General features: G+C 45.8%; 15 protein-coding genes and 1 pseudogene. 2 read left to right on the plus strand and 14 right to left on the minus strand.

Going from position 1 to position 17,537, the window contains the following annotated elements; all coding sequences use genetic code 11:
- Position 1 precedes the first annotated feature (1 nt).
- From ACFVP7_RS13610 to ACFVP7_RS13645, 8 genes and pseudogenes are all read right to left on the minus strand, one after another.
- Positions 2-1,420, minus strand: a complete 1,419-nt coding sequence (locus tag ACFVP7_RS13610) for a bifunctional 2-methylcitrate dehydratase/aconitate hydratase (protein ID WP_396582291.1) — start codon at positions 1,418-1,420, stop codon at positions 2-4.
- Positions 1,421-1,434: 14 nt separating this feature from the next.
- Positions 1,435-2,553 carry a citrate synthase gene (gene mmgD, locus ACFVP7_RS13615; RefSeq protein WP_069703869.1) on the minus strand — a complete coding sequence of 373 codons (1,119 nt, stop codon included), beginning with the start codon at positions 2,551-2,553 and terminating at the stop codon, positions 1,435-1,437.
- 33 nt (positions 2,554-2,586) lie between these two features.
- Positions 2,587-3,726 (minus strand): acyl-CoA dehydrogenase, encoded by a 1,140-nt coding sequence (locus tag ACFVP7_RS13620; RefSeq protein ID WP_338382675.1) that lies wholly within the window; start codon positions 3,724-3,726, stop codon positions 2,587-2,589.
- A 27-nt stretch (positions 3,727-3,753) separates the two neighbouring features.
- Positions 3,754-4,617 (minus strand): 3-hydroxybutyryl-CoA dehydrogenase, encoded by an 864-nt coding sequence (locus ACFVP7_RS13625; protein WP_128422308.1) that lies wholly within the window; start codon positions 4,615-4,617, stop codon positions 3,754-3,756.
- Positions 4,618-4,641: 24 nt separating this feature from the next.
- The gene (locus ACFVP7_RS13630; RefSeq protein ID WP_396582294.1) at positions 4,642-5,823 is read right to left on the minus strand and encodes an acetyl-CoA C-acetyltransferase; all 1,182 of its coding nucleotides are present in this window, start codon (positions 5,821-5,823) and stop codon (positions 4,642-4,644) included.
- A gap of 126 nt (positions 5,824-5,949) precedes the next feature.
- Positions 5,950-6,680: pseudogene (locus ACFVP7_RS13635) on the minus strand (glycerophosphodiester phosphodiesterase).
- Positions 6,681-6,758: 78 nt separating this feature from the next.
- On the minus strand, positions 6,759-7,379 hold the full coding sequence (locus ACFVP7_RS13640) for an N-acetylmuramoyl-L-alanine amidase (protein WP_072173938.1): 621 nt from the start codon (positions 7,377-7,379) through the stop codon (positions 6,759-6,761).
- 19 nt (positions 7,380-7,398) lie between these two features.
- Positions 7,399-7,695, minus strand: a complete 297-nt coding sequence (locus tag ACFVP7_RS13645) for a hypothetical protein (RefSeq protein WP_014480225.1) — start codon at positions 7,693-7,695, stop codon at positions 7,399-7,401.
- Between the two features lie 307 nt (positions 7,696-8,002).
- Here ACFVP7_RS13645 and ACFVP7_RS13650 point away from each other — a divergent pair, with 307 nt between their 5' ends.
- Together ACFVP7_RS13650 and ACFVP7_RS13655 are read left to right on the plus strand one after the other, a co-directional pair.
- A complete protein-coding gene (locus ACFVP7_RS13650) occupies positions 8,003-8,155 on the plus strand; it encodes a hypothetical protein (RefSeq protein WP_122060483.1) in 153 nt (50 codons plus the stop codon).
- Positions 8,156-8,227: 72 nt separating this feature from the next.
- Positions 8,228-9,346 carry an NADH-dependent flavin oxidoreductase gene (locus ACFVP7_RS13655; protein ID WP_017696437.1) on the plus strand — a complete coding sequence of 373 codons (1,119 nt, stop codon included), beginning with the start codon at positions 8,228-8,230 and terminating at the stop codon, positions 9,344-9,346.
- 465 nt (positions 9,347-9,811) lie between these two features.
- Here ACFVP7_RS13655 and spo0A read toward each other — a convergent pair whose 3' ends face one another.
- The 6 genes from spo0A to dxs all read right to left on the minus strand — a co-directional run bounded on the left by spo0A (position 9,812) and on the right by dxs (position 17,403).
- On the minus strand, positions 9,812-10,615 hold the full coding sequence (gene spo0A, locus ACFVP7_RS13660) for a sporulation transcription factor Spo0A (protein WP_003226427.1): 804 nt from the start codon (positions 10,613-10,615) through the stop codon (positions 9,812-9,814).
- A 275-nt stretch (positions 10,616-10,890) separates the two neighbouring features.
- Positions 10,891-12,171 carry a SpoIVB peptidase gene (spoIVB, locus tag ACFVP7_RS13665; RefSeq protein ID WP_004398697.1) on the minus strand — a complete coding sequence of 427 codons (1,281 nt, stop codon included), beginning with the start codon at positions 12,169-12,171 and terminating at the stop codon, positions 10,891-10,893.
- Positions 12,172-12,345: 174 nt separating this feature from the next.
- Complete coding sequence (recN, locus tag ACFVP7_RS13670) at positions 12,346-14,076, minus strand: DNA repair protein RecN (protein WP_167559478.1); 1,731 nt, start codon at positions 14,074-14,076, stop codon at positions 12,346-12,348.
- A 36-nt stretch (positions 14,077-14,112) separates the two neighbouring features.
- The gene (argR, locus tag ACFVP7_RS13675) at positions 14,113-14,562 is read right to left on the minus strand and encodes an arginine repressor ArgR (RefSeq protein ID WP_003230265.1); all 450 of its coding nucleotides are present in this window, start codon (positions 14,560-14,562) and stop codon (positions 14,113-14,115) included.
- Between the two features lie 97 nt (positions 14,563-14,659).
- The gene (locus ACFVP7_RS13680; protein WP_396582298.1) at positions 14,660-15,505 is read right to left on the minus strand and encodes a TlyA family RNA methyltransferase; all 846 of its coding nucleotides are present in this window, start codon (positions 15,503-15,505) and stop codon (positions 14,660-14,662) included.
- Positions 15,502-17,403, minus strand: coding sequence for a 1-deoxy-D-xylulose-5-phosphate synthase (gene dxs / locus ACFVP7_RS13685; RefSeq protein WP_268555510.1), 1,902 nt, complete (start codon positions 17,401-17,403; stop codon positions 15,502-15,504). The genes ACFVP7_RS13680 and dxs overlap by 4 nt, the downstream gene beginning before the upstream one ends.
- Between the last annotated feature and the right edge of the window lie 134 nt (positions 17,404-17,537).

Below are 17,537 nucleotides of genomic sequence, written 5' to 3' on the forward strand. Positions count from 1 at the left end.
TTTACATGCAGAACATGTCTACGAATTCATTTACGCGCATCGTTTGTAATGTCTCATAGCTGGTACAGCGCTCATAAATGTGTTTGTGCTGTTTATCAGGAAAATGGGTTTTGAGATTGTCAGAAAACTTTTCCAGCAGTTTCGGCACTGCTTCCTCTCTTCGAAAACGATGGCCGAGGGGAAACTCACATTCCACCATTTCCGTGCTCGTTCCGTCTTTAAAATGAACCTGAACTGCATTTGAGATGGAACGTTTATCAGGTTTCAAATAATCCTCGGTATATGTTTTATTTTCAGTCACTTCCATTTTATCACGAAGTTTATCTATTCTCGGATCACTCGCTGTTTCAGCTTCATAATGCTGTGCCGTGATATCACCAAAAAGCAAACCAATTGCTGTAATGTATTGGAGGCAGTGATCACGGTCTGCCGGATTGTGGAGCGGGCCTTTTTTATCAATGATTCGGATAGCGGATTCATGCGTTCTGATGACAACTCGGTCAATCTCATCAATCCGGTTCTTTACCTGCGGGTGAAGAATGACGGCGCACTCCGCCGCTGTCTGGGCGTGAAATTCCGCAGGATAAGACACTTTAAATAACACATTTTCCATGACATAAGCGTCGAGCGGACGGGCAAGCTTGATCTCTTTCTTATTGAATAAAACGTCTTGGAACCCCCAACCCGGTGCACTCAAGGCTGTCGGATAACCCATTTCCCCTTTTAACGACATCAGCGCCAAATGAACACCTCTGCTCGTTGCATCTCCTGCCGCCCATGATTTACGCGAGCCTGTATTTGGTGAATGGCGGTATGTCCTCAATGCTGCATTGTCAATCCATGCATTCGAAAGCGCATTTTTGATTTCTTCTCTTCCGCCGCCCAAAAGCTTTGCCGCAACAGCGGTTGTCGCAACTTTGACAAACAGCACATGGTCAAGGCCAACTCGATTTAAGCTGTTTTCTAACGCCAGCACACCTTGGATCTCGTGTGCTTTGATCATCATCTCAAGTACGTCGCGTACCGTTAACGGCTCTTTTCCTTCAGACAGCCTGACTCTTGATACATAATCAGCAGCGGCAAGGATTCCTCCCAAGTTATCGGATGGATGCCCCCACTCCGCCGCCAGCCACGTATCGTTGTAATCGAGCCAGCGAATCATGCAGCCGATATTAAACGCTGCCCTCACAGGATCGAGAACATATGACGTTCCCGGCACTTTGCTTCCATTCGGCACAGTCGTTCCTGGAACAATCGGGCCAAGCAGCTTTGTGCATTCCGGATACCGTAGCGCCAAGATCCCGCAGCCCAGGGTATCCAGCAATACATGCCCCGCTGTTGTATACGCTTCGGCACTAGTAATCTCTTTCTCAAGCACATAGTCTGTGATTTCTTCGATAACACGATTTGTTTTCGGCATTCTACCAGTTCCTTTCATGGTTTTGTTTGATATCGCGGGCCCATGTAACTGACACGGGGACGGAAGAGCCGATTATTGGCATGCTGTTCGATCACATGGGCGCATAAACCGGACGTTCTCGCGCTGAAAAAGATCGGCGTATATAAAGGAATCGGTATGCCGAGCATCCAATACACTGGGGCAGCATAGTAATCCAAATTCGGGTAAAGCCCTTTTTCCTTCTCCATCAGCCGTTCACCCGCTTCGCACATCTCATATAAACGATGGTCACCGGCTTTATCGCATAATTGCTGCAGCGCCTCTTTCATCATGAGTGCTCTCGGGTCCATTTTTTTCATATACACCCGGTGGCCGAAGCCCATGATTTTTTCTTTTCTTTTCAGTTTTGTTTGCAGAAGCTGCTCAAAATCAGATGTCGTTTTTGCCTCCAAAAGCAAATACATCACAGCTTCGTTTGCTCCTCCGTGAAGATTCCCTTTCAGGGAAGCGACAGCCCCAGTCAAAGCCCCATAAAGATCTGAATGTGTAGATGCAATGACCCTGGCCGCAAAGGTTGAATTCGGCATCTCATGCTCACTGTACAGGACGAGCGACCGGTCAAAAATCTGTTCTTCCAATGAAGACGGCAATTTCCCTGTCATCATGTAGAGAAAATTCGCACTGTAGGATAGGGTTTGAAGCGGAAGAATCGGTTCTTTCTTATTAATGATCCTGTAGCTGGCAGCAGTGAGGGCAGGCATTTTCCCAAGAAGCTGATAGGCGCGTTCTTTGTTTGCGGAAGGAGACCGATCATCAATTTGCCGATCATAGCCAGCAAGTGCCGACAGGCCGGTACGCAGACTATCCATTGGATGAGTGTCCTTAGGGAGCAGCTCAAGCAGACGGAGATGATCAGCAGGCAGGCTTGAGGCACTGTTTATTTTACGTTCCAGCGTTTCCATTTCACTTTCTTCTGGCAGCCTGCCCTCCAGCAATAAATGGACAAGCTCCAGATAGCTTTTTGTTTCAGAAAGTTCTATTAAATCATAGCCTCGTATCAAAATCTGGCTGGACTGGGTGTCAAGATAAGAAATATGAGTTTCTGCCGCAATCACACCGTCCAACCCTGGAGAATATTGCTGTTTCTCCTCCATATCCTCAACCTCCGTTTTTGCGTTTTTTGTCTATCAGGTTCCGCCAAGCAAATACTTGGAAATAATCAGTCTTTGAATCTCATTCGTCCCTTCATAGATTTGCGTCACCTTTGCATCGCGAAGCAAGCGCTCAACTGGATAATCCTTCATATAGCCATATCCCCCATAAATTTGAACGGCGTCTAACGCCGCCTTTACGGCTGCATCGGAAGCAAATTGTTTAGCCATAGACGCTTCTTTTCCACAGTTTAGGCCGCGGTTATGAAGGTCTGCAGCGTGGTAGACAAGATGTCTTGCCGCCTCAGCTCTAGTCGCCATATCAGCCAGCTTAAATGATATGCCTTGATTGGCTGCAATCGGCCTTCCAAATTGCACTCGCTGCTTCGCATAATCAACGGCATGCTCAAGAGCCGCCTCTGCAATTCCGAGGGCCTGTGCCGCAATGCCGATCCGGCCGACATTTAAATTCGCCATGGCAATGTGAAAGCCATCCCCCTCTTTGCCAAGCAAATTGGCTTCAGGCACTTCTGCATTATCAAAAATCAGTTCCGTAGTATTGGAGCCATAAAGCCCCAGCTTTCTTTCTTTTTTTCCAACGGTAAAACCGGGTGTGTTTTTTTCAACAATAAAAGCCGAAATCCCGTGCCTGCCTTGATCTGGAGCTGTTAAAGCAAATGTGATATAGATATCAGCTGCTCCGCCATTCGTTATGAATATTTTCGATCCGTTTAATAGATATTTGCCGTTCTTTTTGATTGCTGTTGTGCGGAGGCTCCCGGCATCCGACCCCGAGTGAGGCTCCGTTAGTGCAAATGCGCCCAAATGGTCTCCTGACGCGAGCTTTGGTATATATTTCATCTTCTGTTCTTCGTTGCCGAAATACAGAATCGGATTCGTGCCGACCGAGGTATGAACGGAGAGAATCACGCCGACAGCCGCGCTGATTCTAGAAATCTCATGAATCGCCAAAATATAAGAAACAACGTCTGCACCGACACCGCCGTACTGTTCCGGCACCGGTATTCCCATCAGGCCGTGTTCACCCATTTTTTTGATCAGCTGAAAGGGAAATTCGTCCGTTTTCTCCATAATTTCCGCAGCGGGAGCAATTTCTTTTCGCGCAAAATCACGCACCATTTTTCGCATCATGACTTGCTCTTGGGTTACATGCAACTCGGCCACCCCCGGATGGAATAGACTTCAGGAAGTCCTCTCCTCATAGTCATAAAAACCGCGTCCGCTCTTTTTGCCAAGCCAGCCTGCTTTGACATACTTGCGGAGCAGCGGGCATGGACGGTATTTGGAATCGCCAAGGCCTGAGTGAAGGACTTCCATAATTGATAAACACGTATCCAGTCCGATAAAATCCGCTAATGCAAGCGGACCCATCGGATGATTCATGCCCAGCTTCATCACTTCGTCTATTGCCTCCGGCTTCGCCACTCCCTCATACACGCAATAGATGGCTTCATTAATCATTGGAAGAAGCACACGGTTGGAAACAAACCCAGGAAAATCATTGACTTCTACCGCTGTTTTCCCCATCTTTTTCGCTAATGCCATAACATCTAAGGCCGTTTCTTCTGATGTAGCCAAGCCGCGAATCACTTCAACCAGCTTCATTACAGGGACGGGATTCATAAAATGCATGCCAATAACCCGTTGAGGCCGGTTTGTTACAGCAGCGATTTCTGTAATAGGCAAGGAAGATGTATTGCTGGCCAAAATCGTATGAGGCGGGCACATGCGATCAAGTGTTTTAAACATCTCAGTTTTTGCCGCCATGTTTTCTGCGATAGCCTCAATCACAATGTCCGCATGCTCTGCCTCCTCAAGCGTTTGAGAAATCGAAATGCGGCTGATTACGCTCTTCACTTCCGTCTCGGTCCTTTTTCCTTTCTCAGCATCACGGGCCAGCTGTTTCTTCAGCCGTTTCAATCCTGCCTCCGCGGCCTCTGGATTCACATCATACATCCGCACATAAAAGCCCGCGTCGGCAGCTGTTTGAGCAATTCCGCTTCCCATCTGACCTGCGCCAGCTACCATGATTTGTTTGATTTCCATTCAAATCCCCTTTTTCATCATGTTTTAATGAACCTGCACTAAGACGGCGTCTCCCTGTGCTGCCCCGCTGCAAATAGCGGCAACGCCCAGACCCCCTCCCCGTCGCTTTAATTCATAAACAAGCGTCATGAGAATTCTCGCACCGCTCGCGCCGATCGGGTGTCCGAGCGCGATCGCACCGCCATTTACATTTACTTTTTTAAGATCGAAACCTACGATTTTTTCACATGTCAAAACAACTGAAGCAAAAGCTTCATTTACTTCAAACAAGTCAATATCTTGGACAGTTAAACCGTTCTTTTTCAGGAGCTTGTTAATGGCAAACCCCGGCGCTGCCGCCAGCTCGTGCGCTGGCATTCCCGTAGTTGAAAAACCAAGAATTGTAGCCAGAGGCCGTTTGCCAAGCTCAGCAGCTTTTTCCTCAGACATCAGAACGAACGCGCCGGCTCCGTCATTGACTCCAGGAGCATTGCCGGCTGTGATAGAACCGTCACTTGCATAAATCGGAGCAAGTTTCGCGAGCTGATCCAGACTTGTGTCACGGCGAATCGCTTCATCTTTATCAACAACGTTTGGTTTTCCTTTTCGACCGATCCAGTTGACGGGAACAATTTCATCCTGAAACTTCCCTTCATCGGCGGCCTTAGCTGCCCTTGCATGACTTCTCAACGCCCATTCGTCCTGCTCTCTTCGTGAGATTGCATATTTCTTGGCAGCTGTATTTCCGTGAACAGCCATGTGCACCTCGTCAAATGCGCACGTTAATCCGTCATACACCATTAAGTCCCTAAGCTCGCCGTCCCCCATCCGTGCTCCCCAGCGCCCGGCGGGAACGGCATACGGAATATTGCTCATGCTTTCCATCCCCCCCGCAACAAGTATGTCCGCATCCTGCGCCCGAATCATTTGATCACATAAAGTGACAGCGCGAAGGCCGGAAGCACAGACTTTATTCAGTGTTTCTGACGGCACACTCCAAGGCATTCCCGCCAGACGGGCAGCTTGACGGGAAGGTATCTGCCCTGAGCCGGCCTGGACAACCATGCCCATGACGTTTCCTTCTACATCATCTCCAGAGACTCCAGCCTGTTGCAGCGCCTCCTTCATCACAATGCCCCCAAGCTCAGCAGCTTTCACCTCTTTCAAAACTCCGCCGAATTTGCCAAATGGAGTTCTTGCAGCACTTACAATGACTGTTTTCCTCATGGTTTCACCTCATTCAGAAGATAGACAGCGCTTACAATTTCTAGTTGTCTTCTATGAATGTATGCTTTGAAACGGGCATGAATGAATGAAAAAAGAAGGCTGCGTCAAACAGCCTCCTTCTAACAACTATTCATTTTTCAGCAATGCCGAAGCCTTTTCTGGAAAGTCGGTAAACATGCCGTCTGCTCCCGCTTCAATGAGACGCTTCATATCTTCCAGACGATTAACTGTATACGGCCTTACCTTAATCGAACTGTTTCTCATTTTCTTCAGCACTTCATCTGTGACTCCTGGGCTGTTTAGCTTCGGGTGATAGCCGGAAGCCGGAATAGACGCGATATATCGATCTGCCTGATAAAGCACATCTGAAGTTAATACTGCCCGTTCAATATGCGGCGCAAGCCGGGCGCATAGCGCCAAGCTGTCATGATTAAAGGTGGATAGGATGACTCTCTCCTCTACATTGAATCGCTTCACTGCCTCCAGCACTTTTTCTTCCATTCCCTCATAGCGGATCACGCTGTTTTTTAATTCAATGTTGATGAGAAAATCCTTTTTTACCGCCCACGAGAGCACATCTTCTAGCAGCGGCACTTTTATATCGCTGTACGCTTGATCGTGACCAGCGGCCGCATTTGCAGTCTTTACCTCATCATAGGCTGTATCCTTCACGAATCCTTTAAGTGATGTCGTGCGATTAAGTCTTTCATCATGAATTACAACAATGCGTCCGTCTTTCGTCAGCTGTACATCAAGCTCTATCCCATCCGCTCCGGCTTCAATTCCTTTTTCAAATGCAAGCATTGTATTTTCGGGAAATTGACCTGATGCCCCCGGTGGGCAAAAATCTTTGTCATCGTTTCACCTCAAACCCTAAAGTTTTCTCCATTATACTTATTTTGTCGGCTCCACTCTAGGATTAAGGCTGTATCAATCTACTGATCATAATAAGAATCAATGCCGTTGACAATCGCATCTGCGGCCTTTTGCTGGTATTCTTCACTTCCCAGCTTGTCCGCGTCAGAGCTGTTCGTGATAAACCCAAGCTCCGCCAACACACTTGGCATTTGTGAATATGTAATGACGTAAAAGTCTGATTCTTTCACGCCCCTGTCTCTCGTTTGTAAGGAAGAAACGAGCTCTGACTGAATATCGGATGCCAGACGCCGGCTGTTCTCCCCTTCATAATCAGATTGAAAATACGTTTCTGTTCCTGAAGCTGAAGCAACCCCTGAATTCACATGAATGCTGACAAAAAGGTCAGCCTGATTGGCACTTGCCTTAGCCACTCTTTCCTCCAAGGTCAGAAAATGATCGTCAGACCGGGATGCAACAGGATTGGCTCCCTCCTCTTTTAGTTTGTCTGTCACATGCTCTGAGACAGCCAAATTAATATCCTTTTCAAAGAGCCCGTTTCCGACCGCTCCACTATCTTCACCGCCGTGTCCGGCATCAATATACACTGTTTTCCCTTCTATCGGCTCTGCTGCCTGTGCACAAGGCGCGAGCGTCAAAGCCAATCCGCACAGCGCCAAGCTCCTCCATAACATTCTCAACTTACTCCCTCCGGTCTTTTTATGACGAGTTCTTTCGCAGCTGAATATCTTCCAGCTGTAAAGTTCCATTATCCTTCTTTGTATATTTCACCAGGACATGTGTCTGATCTGGCAGTGATTCACATTCATCACGTTTATCCTTCGGAACTTGTATCATGGTTTCTTCTCCATTAAGAGAAACCGCAATCGTATGAGGATCAGCCGAGCCAATGTATTTTCCCTCTTCGGTAAACCTTGGCACTGAGTCATCCGCACTTGCAACACTGCACCCCGAAAGAAAGAGCGCAGTAAACAGCAAAAGAACCGTTTGTTTCACATGACCACCTCTTCCTGATGTTTGGCTTTTATCTTTGACCAGAATGGCGAATTTGTAAAGACAACGCGAATGCAGGCGAGCAAGTTCCATGATTTTCAAAAGGGCTATACGACCCGATCATTTCCTGTTGTTAGAAAGATAACGAGCAGATTTGTCTATGAGGATGGCTCTAATTGAGGCGCCAATTAGAAAAAATTAGCGGAAAGAAGCAACTTTTTATTCATTTTTAAAAATTTGAGAATAGGGTGAGCAAATCGTTTGACGGGTGGGTCAGCCAAGCGTAACCTTTTAAAGGATATTTACTTTATTGAAAGAAGTTAAAGCCATGAAAAAATTCGTTCTGCTGCTGGCGGCAACTGTCATCACATGCTCCATCGGCCACCAAATCAGCGGCGGCTACAAAGGCCCCGAAAAAGAGCGGCGAAAACATCACTCTGCACTCAAGATATTCAGTCGGTAAAGCAGATCAATTGCATTAATTTTTACATATAGGCTAGAATATGTGCGAATCCAAACGAAAGAAGATGATCAAATGAATCCTAAGTATAAGCCTCTGTTTGAACCATTTACGTTTAAAAGCGGCGTTACAATCGACAACCGGATCGCAGTAGCACCGATGACTCATTACGCTTCTAATGAAGACGGTACAATATCTGAAGCGGAGCTCGACTACATCATCCCCCGTTCAAAAGAGATGGGAATGGTGATTACAGCCTGCGCAAATGTTACACCGGACGGAAAAGCATTCCCCGGGCAGCCGGCCATCCATGACGATTCCAACATTCCAGGTTTAAAAAAGTTAGCACAAGCCATTCAGGCACAAGGCGCTAAAGCTGTTGTACAAATTCATCACGGCGGTATTGAGTGCCCGTCTGAGCTCGTTCCTCAACAAGATGTTGTGGGGCCAAGTGACGTGTTTGATAACGGCAAACAAATTGCTCGCGCATTAAAAGAAGAAGAAGTGGAAAACATTGTGAAGGCGTTTGGAGAAGCGACAAGACGTGCCATTGAAGCGGGCTTTGACGGTGTCGAAATTCACGGTGCAAACGGCTACTTAATTCAGCAGTTTTATTCTCCGAAAACCAACCAGCGCACGGATCGCTGGGGAGGAAGCGATGAAAAACGATTAGCCTTCCCGCTCGCTATTGTCGATGAAGTGAAAAAAGCCGCTTCAGAACATGCGAAGGGTGCGTTCTTAGTCGGCTACCGTCTGTCTCCGGAAGAACCTGAGACACCGGGATTGACAATGACTGAAACTTATACGCTTGTTGATGCTTTAGGGGATAAAGAATTGGACTATCTTCATATCTCACTGATGGACGTGAACTCAAAAGCGCGCCGCGGTGCAGATCCGACTCGCACACGCATGGACTTATTGAATGAACGTGTCGGAAACAAAGTGCCGCTGATCGCCGTCGGTTCCATCCATTCCGCTGATGACGCGCTTGCCGTCATCGAAAACGGTATTCCGCTAGTCGCTATGGGACGCGAAATTCTAGTTGACCCTGACTGGACGGTAAAAGTAAAAGAAGGCCGTGAAAAGCAAATCGAAACAGTGATCAAAGGCACAGATAAAGAAAAATATCATTTGCCTGAACCGCTATGGCAAGCAATTGTGAACACGCCAGGCTGGGTGCCTTATAAAGATTAATGTGCAAAGACTGCCGAAACGATTCGGCAGTCTTTTTTCCCTTTATATAAATAGTTTGTGTACACATCTAAACAGCAAAAGAAAGAGCTCCCCACCAACTTCGAAAAGAAAATCCAGGAAAAACCCCTCACGCTTTCTTGCTTTTTTCTTTTTCATTCGTACGTCTCCTTTTTACATGAATACGCCTTACTTACGATTTTGTAGGAGAAAGGTTTCATTTTATAACGGAAACATCTAGAGTCGATCATGCTTCGTGATCCTATAAGATGTATGAATGGACCAAGAGTGCAGGTAATACCGCCATTTGCTTTCCTTACTTTTCAAACCCTTCCTTTACTATATGCGGATACTTAATATTCTTCTCCCATACTAACAAATGTCCCCAAAACAAAACGCCTCCTATTTATCAGCGCAAACTAATAAATAAAAGACGTTTGATTTAATGACCACTTAATAAGCTCATGTTTAAGAAGCCTTATGCTCTAACCTCAGCTTATCCGCAACCATTGCAATGAATTCACTGTTGGTAGGTTTAGCTTTTGTCATGCTGACAGTATAACCAAACAACGAGGAAATGGAATCAATGTTTCCTCTGCTCCATGCCACTTCAATTGCATGGCGGATCGCTCTTTCTACACGGCTTGCGGTTGTGTTGAATTTTTTGGCGATGTCCGGATAGAGGACTTTTGTAATGCTGCCGAGCAATTCGATGTCATTGTATACCATTGAGATTGCTTCGCGCAAATAGAGATAGCCTTTAATATGGGCTGGGACGCCGATTTCATGGATAATGCTTGTGATGCTCGCGTCGAGATTTTTCTTCTTTGGTTCAGGCTGGCTGCTGCGTATAATACTGCTTTGCGATGATGGCGCACGATGCGTCACACTGCTGGCATTTCCGCTGACCTGGCGGATATGGCCGACAAGGTTTTCCATATCAAACGGTTTGAGAATAAAGTAGGACGCGCCTAAATCGACGGCCTTTTTCGTGACATCTTCCTGCCCAAAGGCTGTCAGCATAATGACATTCGGCTGTTTTTTCAGATCTGATTCCCTCAGCCTCTCTAAAACCGCAAGTCCGTCTAAATGCGGCATAATAATATCTAATACGAGCACATCGGGATCTTTTTCTTTAAACAGCGACAGGCATTCCTGTCCGTTATAAGCAACGCCGATCACTTCCATGTCTTCCTGTCCTTCTATATATTCACTTAACAGGCTTACCAGCTCTCGATTATCATCAGCAACACAAACTTTAATTTTCTCCACGTTTCTTCCTCCCCAAATGTAGTTAACAGGATTCACCCTTGCTACATGTTTACATTCGACAAAACCGCTATATACCCTCTAAAAAAATCATAATCACCAATATTAGTGGCATATCTTTGTTATTCTATGTTTTTCTCTGTTTTTCGACTAAAAATGAAATTTGACAAACAAGGAAACGTGAATTTGTCGAAAAATCTTCTTTTGTATATTTTACCGTATGTATTCTGAGAAGTGAAGAGGGATCAAAATAAAAAAACTGCCGGAAACTCCGGCAGTCAGCTTGCTTTTTCTTTTCCATAAATATCGATTCCTGCTTCTGACAGCATCCATTCAATATGAACACCGTAGCCGCTTGTCGGGTCATTTACAAATACATGGGTGACAGCACCGATCACTTTTCCATTTTGAATAATCGGGCTTCCGCTCATCCCCTGTACGATGCCTCCTGTTTCTTTCAACAGCCTTGGATCGGTAATTTTCAACACCATTCCTTTTGTCGCAGGGAATTTTTGCGGCGTTGTGCTGACGATTTCAATATCGAATTTTTCTACTTTGTCATCATCAATAACCGTTAAAATTTCAGCCGGCCCTTTTTTGACTTCGGTAGAAAACGCAACCGGCAATGCTTGATCTGATATGTTGTTTTGAATCGGCTGATGCAGTGTGCCGAAAATCCCAAACGGGCTGTTTCTGTTAATATCCCCGATCGTTTTGCGTTCTGAGGAAAATCGCGCCAGTTTTTCTCCCGGATTACCGCCTGTCCCTTTTTCAATTGATGTTACAGTGGATTTAACAATTTCTCCATTCTCCACTACAATTGGTTTCTTTGTGTCCATATCGGAAATCACGTGGCCAAGTGCTCCGTATTTTTTTGTTTTCGGTTCATAAAAGGTCATAGTGCCTATGCCGGCAGCAGAATCTCTGATATATAACCCGATTCTGTATTTGCCTTCTCCTTCATCCTTTTCTGGGATCAGCTTCGTTTTGATTTTCTGTTTATCACGTTTGATCAGTAAGTCTAAAGATTCACCAGTTTTCCCAGCCTTTTGAATAAATGGGGCTACATCATTCATTTTTTCAATTTTCTGTCCATTCATCTCAATAATGATGTCGCCCGCTTCAATTCCTGCCGTTTCTCCCGGAGATTTTTTGCCTTCACTTGTATTGATTTGATGAAATCCGACGACAAGAACACCGACGGAATGAAGTTTTACACCGATTGATTGTCCGCCAGGTATAACTTTTAAATCAGGAAGAACATGCACTTTTGTTTTTTTAATTGGAAATCCGGCAAGATCATATACCAATTCTGACTCACCTGATTTTTTGCCCGTCACCTTGATTTCATGCGGATCTTTCTTTACTGTAAACGCTTCTGAGGATTCTGATGTCTGAGCGTTTACCGATAAACTCGTTTCAATCGCTTGTGTTTGGGTTTCAAATACTCTCATTTGCGTTGGAATCAGTAAATATTCTTTTAGCGGTTTGCATAAACCTACACTTAATAACGAAACAAGGAGAATTAAACCTACTGCTTTTCTGATGTTATCGGGCATTCACTACTTCACTCTCCTCGCTCCTATCCCACACCTTCTTTATGACTTGCTGCTACATCATTTAATTTTGCCTTCTGACGGCTTATTTATAACTGTCATATGAAGAAAAACATTGGATATACTGATGAACGAATGGATGTGCACGAAAAAAATAAGCTGCGCTTCTCGCGCAGCTTACCCAGTTGTTTTGACTTGATCCGCTTGTTTTAAAAGTTCTTTCGCATGGCGTTTCGTTAAGTCGGTTACTTCGACACCTGCAATCATGCGCCCGATTTCCGCTACCTTTTCCTGCTTAGAGAGCGGCTTGACACGTGTTGTCGTTCTGCCGTCTTTTAACTCCTTCGCAATATAAAGATGCGTATCGGCCATGGCAGCCACCTGAGGGAGGTGTGTAATACACAGCACTTGTGATCCTATTGACACCTTATGGATCTTCTCAGCGATTGCCTGTGCGACCCTGCCGCTTACACCGGTATCAACCTCATCAAAAATGATCGATGTCACATCCTGTTGTGAGGAGAAAATGCTTTTTATGGCAAGCATCACCCGTGACAGCTCTCCACCTGAAGCGACTTTCGAAAGGGATTTCAGCGGCTCGCCTGTATTGGTCGAAATTAAAAACTTCACCAGGTCAATCCCTTGTTCAGTCAGCTGAACGGGCTGGCCGTTTACAAGCGGAGCTTCTTCATTGCGTGACGCTGTTCTGACCTTAAATTCCGTATCAAAAGTTGATTTTTCCATGTACAGGCTTTTTAATTCCCGATGAATCTCATCAGCCAGCTTTTTCGCCCATGTTTTTCGGATTTGTGACACATTTGCCGCTTCCACTGCGACATCTTTGCCGACGGAGTCAAGCTCCTTTTTCAAGCTTTGAAGGTGGCTGTCCCTGTTTTCAATTTGGTCAATCTCTTCTTCAATTTTAGAAGCATATTCCAAAATGTCTTCAACAGTGGCACCGTATTTTCGTTTCAGCTGTTTGATTTCATTAAGTCGCATCTCAATATAGTTCAGGCGTTCCGGATCAAATTCAAGCTCATCCAGCATATTTCTCATCTGAAATGTGGCATCCTCAAGCAAATAGTAGGAGTTCGAAACACTTTCAGACATTTTTTTCAGCGGTTCATTAATATCAGATATATCTTCAAGCTGCGCTGATGCCATTCCAACCCAGTCCAATCCGCCCTGCTCACTGCGAAGCGCGTTATATGCATTTTGCAGCGACTCATATATCTTCTCAAAGTTTGAAATTTGCTGGCGCTCTTCTTGGAGCTGTTCATCTTCGTTAAGCTCAAGCTTTGCCGATTCGATTTCTTCGAGCTGAAATTGAATAAGATCAAGACGATGGGCCATTTCCTGTTCGCTTTCAGAAAGCTGCTTAAGCTTTTTGAGCAGCTTCATATACCGCTGGTACCCTTCCTGATACGTTTTAAGCGCGCTTTCCACTTCGGCCCCGGCAAACTTGTCCAAAAGCTGGAGATGATTTTCGTCTTCCATTAACAGCTGGTTATCGTGCTGCCCGTGAATATCTAATAAAAGCCTGCCGATCTCTCTTAGCGAAGCAATCGTGACAAGCTTGCCATTGACACGGCAAACGCTTTTCCCGCTCGTGCTGATATCCCTTCTCATGACGATCATTTCGTCTGAAACGTCGATTCCCTGCTCAGCGCATACATCTAAAACAGGATGGCCGCTCTCCAACAGAAACAGCCCTTCAAGTTCGGCTTTTGCTTCCCCATATCTAACAAATTCAGATGATCCGCGGCCTCCGACTAAAAGAGAAATGGCATCTATGATGATGGATTTGCCGGCTCCGGTTTCTCCTGTTAAAACCGTAAGCCCGCGTTCAAAAGAAACCGTCAGTTCCTCAATAATGGCAAAGTTTTTAATCGATAGTTCAGCTAACAAACAGCATTACACCTCTTATCTTTGTTAGATTTTCTGTTACAGCAGTTCAAGGAGCCTGTTTTTTACGCCTTCTGTATCTTCAGGAGTCCGGCAAATAATTAAAATCGTATCATCCCCGCAAATGGTCCCCATCATTTCATCCCAGTCCAAATTGTCCATCAGCGCCCCGATTGCCTGGGCATTGCCCGGCATCGTTTTCAGCACAATCATATGGCTTGCTGAGTCTATTTTCACAAATGCGTCCATCAATGCCCGCTTTAGCTTAGACAGCGGATTGAAACGCTGGTCCGCCGGAAGACTGTATTTGTAAGAACCATTGTTTGTAGGCACTTTTACAAGGTGAAGTTCTTTAATATCCCGTGATACCGTGGCTTGCGTTACTTTGTATCCATCCTGCTTTAGCATGTCGACCAATTCATCCTGCGTTTCGATTTCATTGCTTGTAATGATCTCTCTGATTTTAATATGCCTCTGGCCTTTGTTCATGTAAGCACCTCTATTTCCAAGCTTATCTGTTCTTTTATGTTATATGATTCTCTGCACATTGTACATGAATGCAGAAAAAAGGAATAATAGCGCCCTATTATTCCGGTACATCTGCTTTTTTTTCTTTTAACGTCTTATGTGCTTCTTCTACAACGCGCATGATCTCTTCTTCCGGCAGCTCCTGGCCTTCCTGTCCCTCTCCCGGCCAATGCAAATGAAGGAGAAACTCAATATTTCCGTCTCCTCCCGTGATTGGAGAAAATGACAAGCCTTTACAGATATAGCCTTCAGCGGCAGAAAAGCTGATCATTCGCTTGAGCACATCAGCATGCACTTTAGGATCTCTGACAATCCCTTTTTTGCCGACGGATTCCCGTCCCGCTTCAAACTGAGGCTTAACTAGAGCCATGCAGTCGCTGCCCGGTACGAGTAAAGTCCTTAGGACAGGCAGGATGAGCCGCAGTGAAATAAAGGACACATCAATTGTGGCAAACTCCGGCATGCCCTTTGTAAAGTCTGCCGGTGTTGCATAACGAAAGTTCGTCCGTTCCATCACGACGACCCGTTCATCCTGTCTAAGCTTCCATGCAAGCTGATTATAGCCTACATCCACAGCGTATGACTGTTTAGCTCCATTTTGCAAAGCGCAGTCCGTAAAACCGCCGGTGGAGGAGCCAATATCAATCATAATTTTATCTTTGACAGAGACGGGAAATTCCTTCAACGCTTTTTCGAGCTTTACGCCGCCCCTGCTCACATACCTCAACGGGTTTCCTTTGACGGTTAACGGAAGGTCGCGGTCAATTTTTTCTCCAGGCTTGTCCAAGCGGTTTTCTTTTGAATAGACGATCCCCGCCATAATGGCTCTTTTGGCTTTTTCACGCGTTTCCGCCAGCCCTCTTTCCACTAATAATACATCTAATCGTTCTTTCTTTGACGTCATGATCCAATTCCTTTGTGTGTCTTTGGCGGCATCAGTAATCTAATACGATTTGCCACCTGCTGTTTTGTCAGTCCAATTTCCTCAAGAAGCGCTGTTACGCTTCCGTGTTCAATAAACCGATCAGGTATACCCATTCTGTCAATCGGAGTATGATATTCACCTTGATCATGAGCGAATTCTAAAATCGAGCTTCCGAAACCGCCTTCTAAGACCGCTTCTTCAATTGTTAAAATTGGCAAGCCTTCTTTTAGGATACTCTTCATCATCTTTTCATCAATCGGCTTAATAAAACGGGCATTCACAACGCGCACGGAAAGGCCTTCTTTCTGCAGCTCTTCGGCTGCTTCAATCGCCATTTCGATTGTTGTGCCGAATGTTAAGATGACAGCATCGTTCCCTGGACGCAGCACCTCCCACGTACCGATCGGAATCGTTTTCAACTGTTCATCCATTTTTACGCCGAGTCCGTTTCCGCGCGGAAAACGCATCGCTATCGGGCCTTCGTCATAGCTAAGTGCTGTATGAACCATGTGCTGGCCTTCATTTTCGTCTTTCGGCATCATTAAGACAATGTTTGGAATGTGGCGCATAAACGCAATATCAAACACGCCTTGATGTGTCTCTCCATCAGCGCCAACGAGTCCTGCACGGTCAATTCCAATAAACACATTGGCGTTTTGGCGGCAGATATCATGAACAACTTGGTCATATGCCCTTTGCAGGAAGGTTGAGTAAATCGCCAAAAACGGCTTCATACCCTGCATCGCCATAGCTGCCGCCATCGTTGCGGCATGCTGTTCTGCGATTCCTACGTCGAACATCCGGTCAGGGAATTCCTTTGCGAAACCTTCAAGCTTTGAACCGACAGGCATAGCCGGCGTAATGGCTACAATGCGTCCGTCCTCGCGCGCCATTCGCTGCACAGTTCCGCTGACAAGGCCGCTCCACGAAGGAGCTGCGGCTTTCGGCTTTACAAAGTCACCGGTATTAATTTTATATGGTCCGGTACCATGCCATGTCCCAATCGTATCGGTCTCAGCCGGTTTGTACCCCTTCCCTTTTTTCGTGATGACATGCAGAAGAACAGGGCCTTTCGTTTTTTTGGCGTATTGAAGATTCTCAATCAGCTCATGATAAGAATGTCCGTCCACTGGGCCCAAATACGTAAAGCCAAGCTCCTCGAAAAACATTCCGGAGACGAGCATGTATTTCAGGCTGTCTTTGACCCGTTCTGCCGTGGCGGCAAGCTTGCCCCCAACTGCCGGAATCTTTTTAAATAAGTATTCAAGCTCATCTTTGACCCACTGGTATTTCCCCGCAGTACGGAGCCGTCCGAGCATAGAGTGAATGGCACCGACATTCGGCGCAATACTCATTTCATTATCATTAAGGATGACAATCATGTCTTTTTTCTCGTCGCCGATGTGGTTAAGGGCTTCGAGCGCCATACCGCCGGTCAGCGCGCCGTCACCAATGATCGGAATAATATATTCATCCGTTCCTTTAATATCACGGGCAGCTGCCATTCCCATCGCGCCTGACAGAGAAGTCGAGCTGTGCCCGGTTTCCCAAACATCGTGCTCGCTTTCACTCCGCTTTGGAAATCCGCAAAGCCCTTTGTACTGGCGAAGCGTCGCAAATTCTTTTCCGCGTCCTGTCAGCAGCTTATGGACATACGACTGATGGCCTACATCCCATAAAAATTTGTCTTTCGGGCTGTTAAATTCCTTATGCAGAGCAATAGTAAGCTCTACGACACCTAAGTTTGGGCCGATGTGGCCGCCGGAAGCGGATAAACTTGTAATTAAAAACTGACGGATTTCATCACTTAATTTCTCTAATTCATCAATGGACATGTTTTTTAAAAACGACGGGTCCTGTATTGATAAAAGATCCAAAGCGGATCAACTCACTTTCAGCATGAATTTCTGCAATGATACATGTCTTTTGCATGCCGAGCTGACAATAATCTCAGACATAAAAAAAGACAAACGCGCTTTTCCTTTTCATTTTTCATATAAACTGCTTACAT

Origin of the sequence: Bacillus sp. SG20033 (assembly GCF_044570195.1) — a bacterium.
Classification (GTDB): Bacteria; Bacillota; Bacilli; order Bacillales; family Bacillaceae; genus Bacillus; species Bacillus subtilis.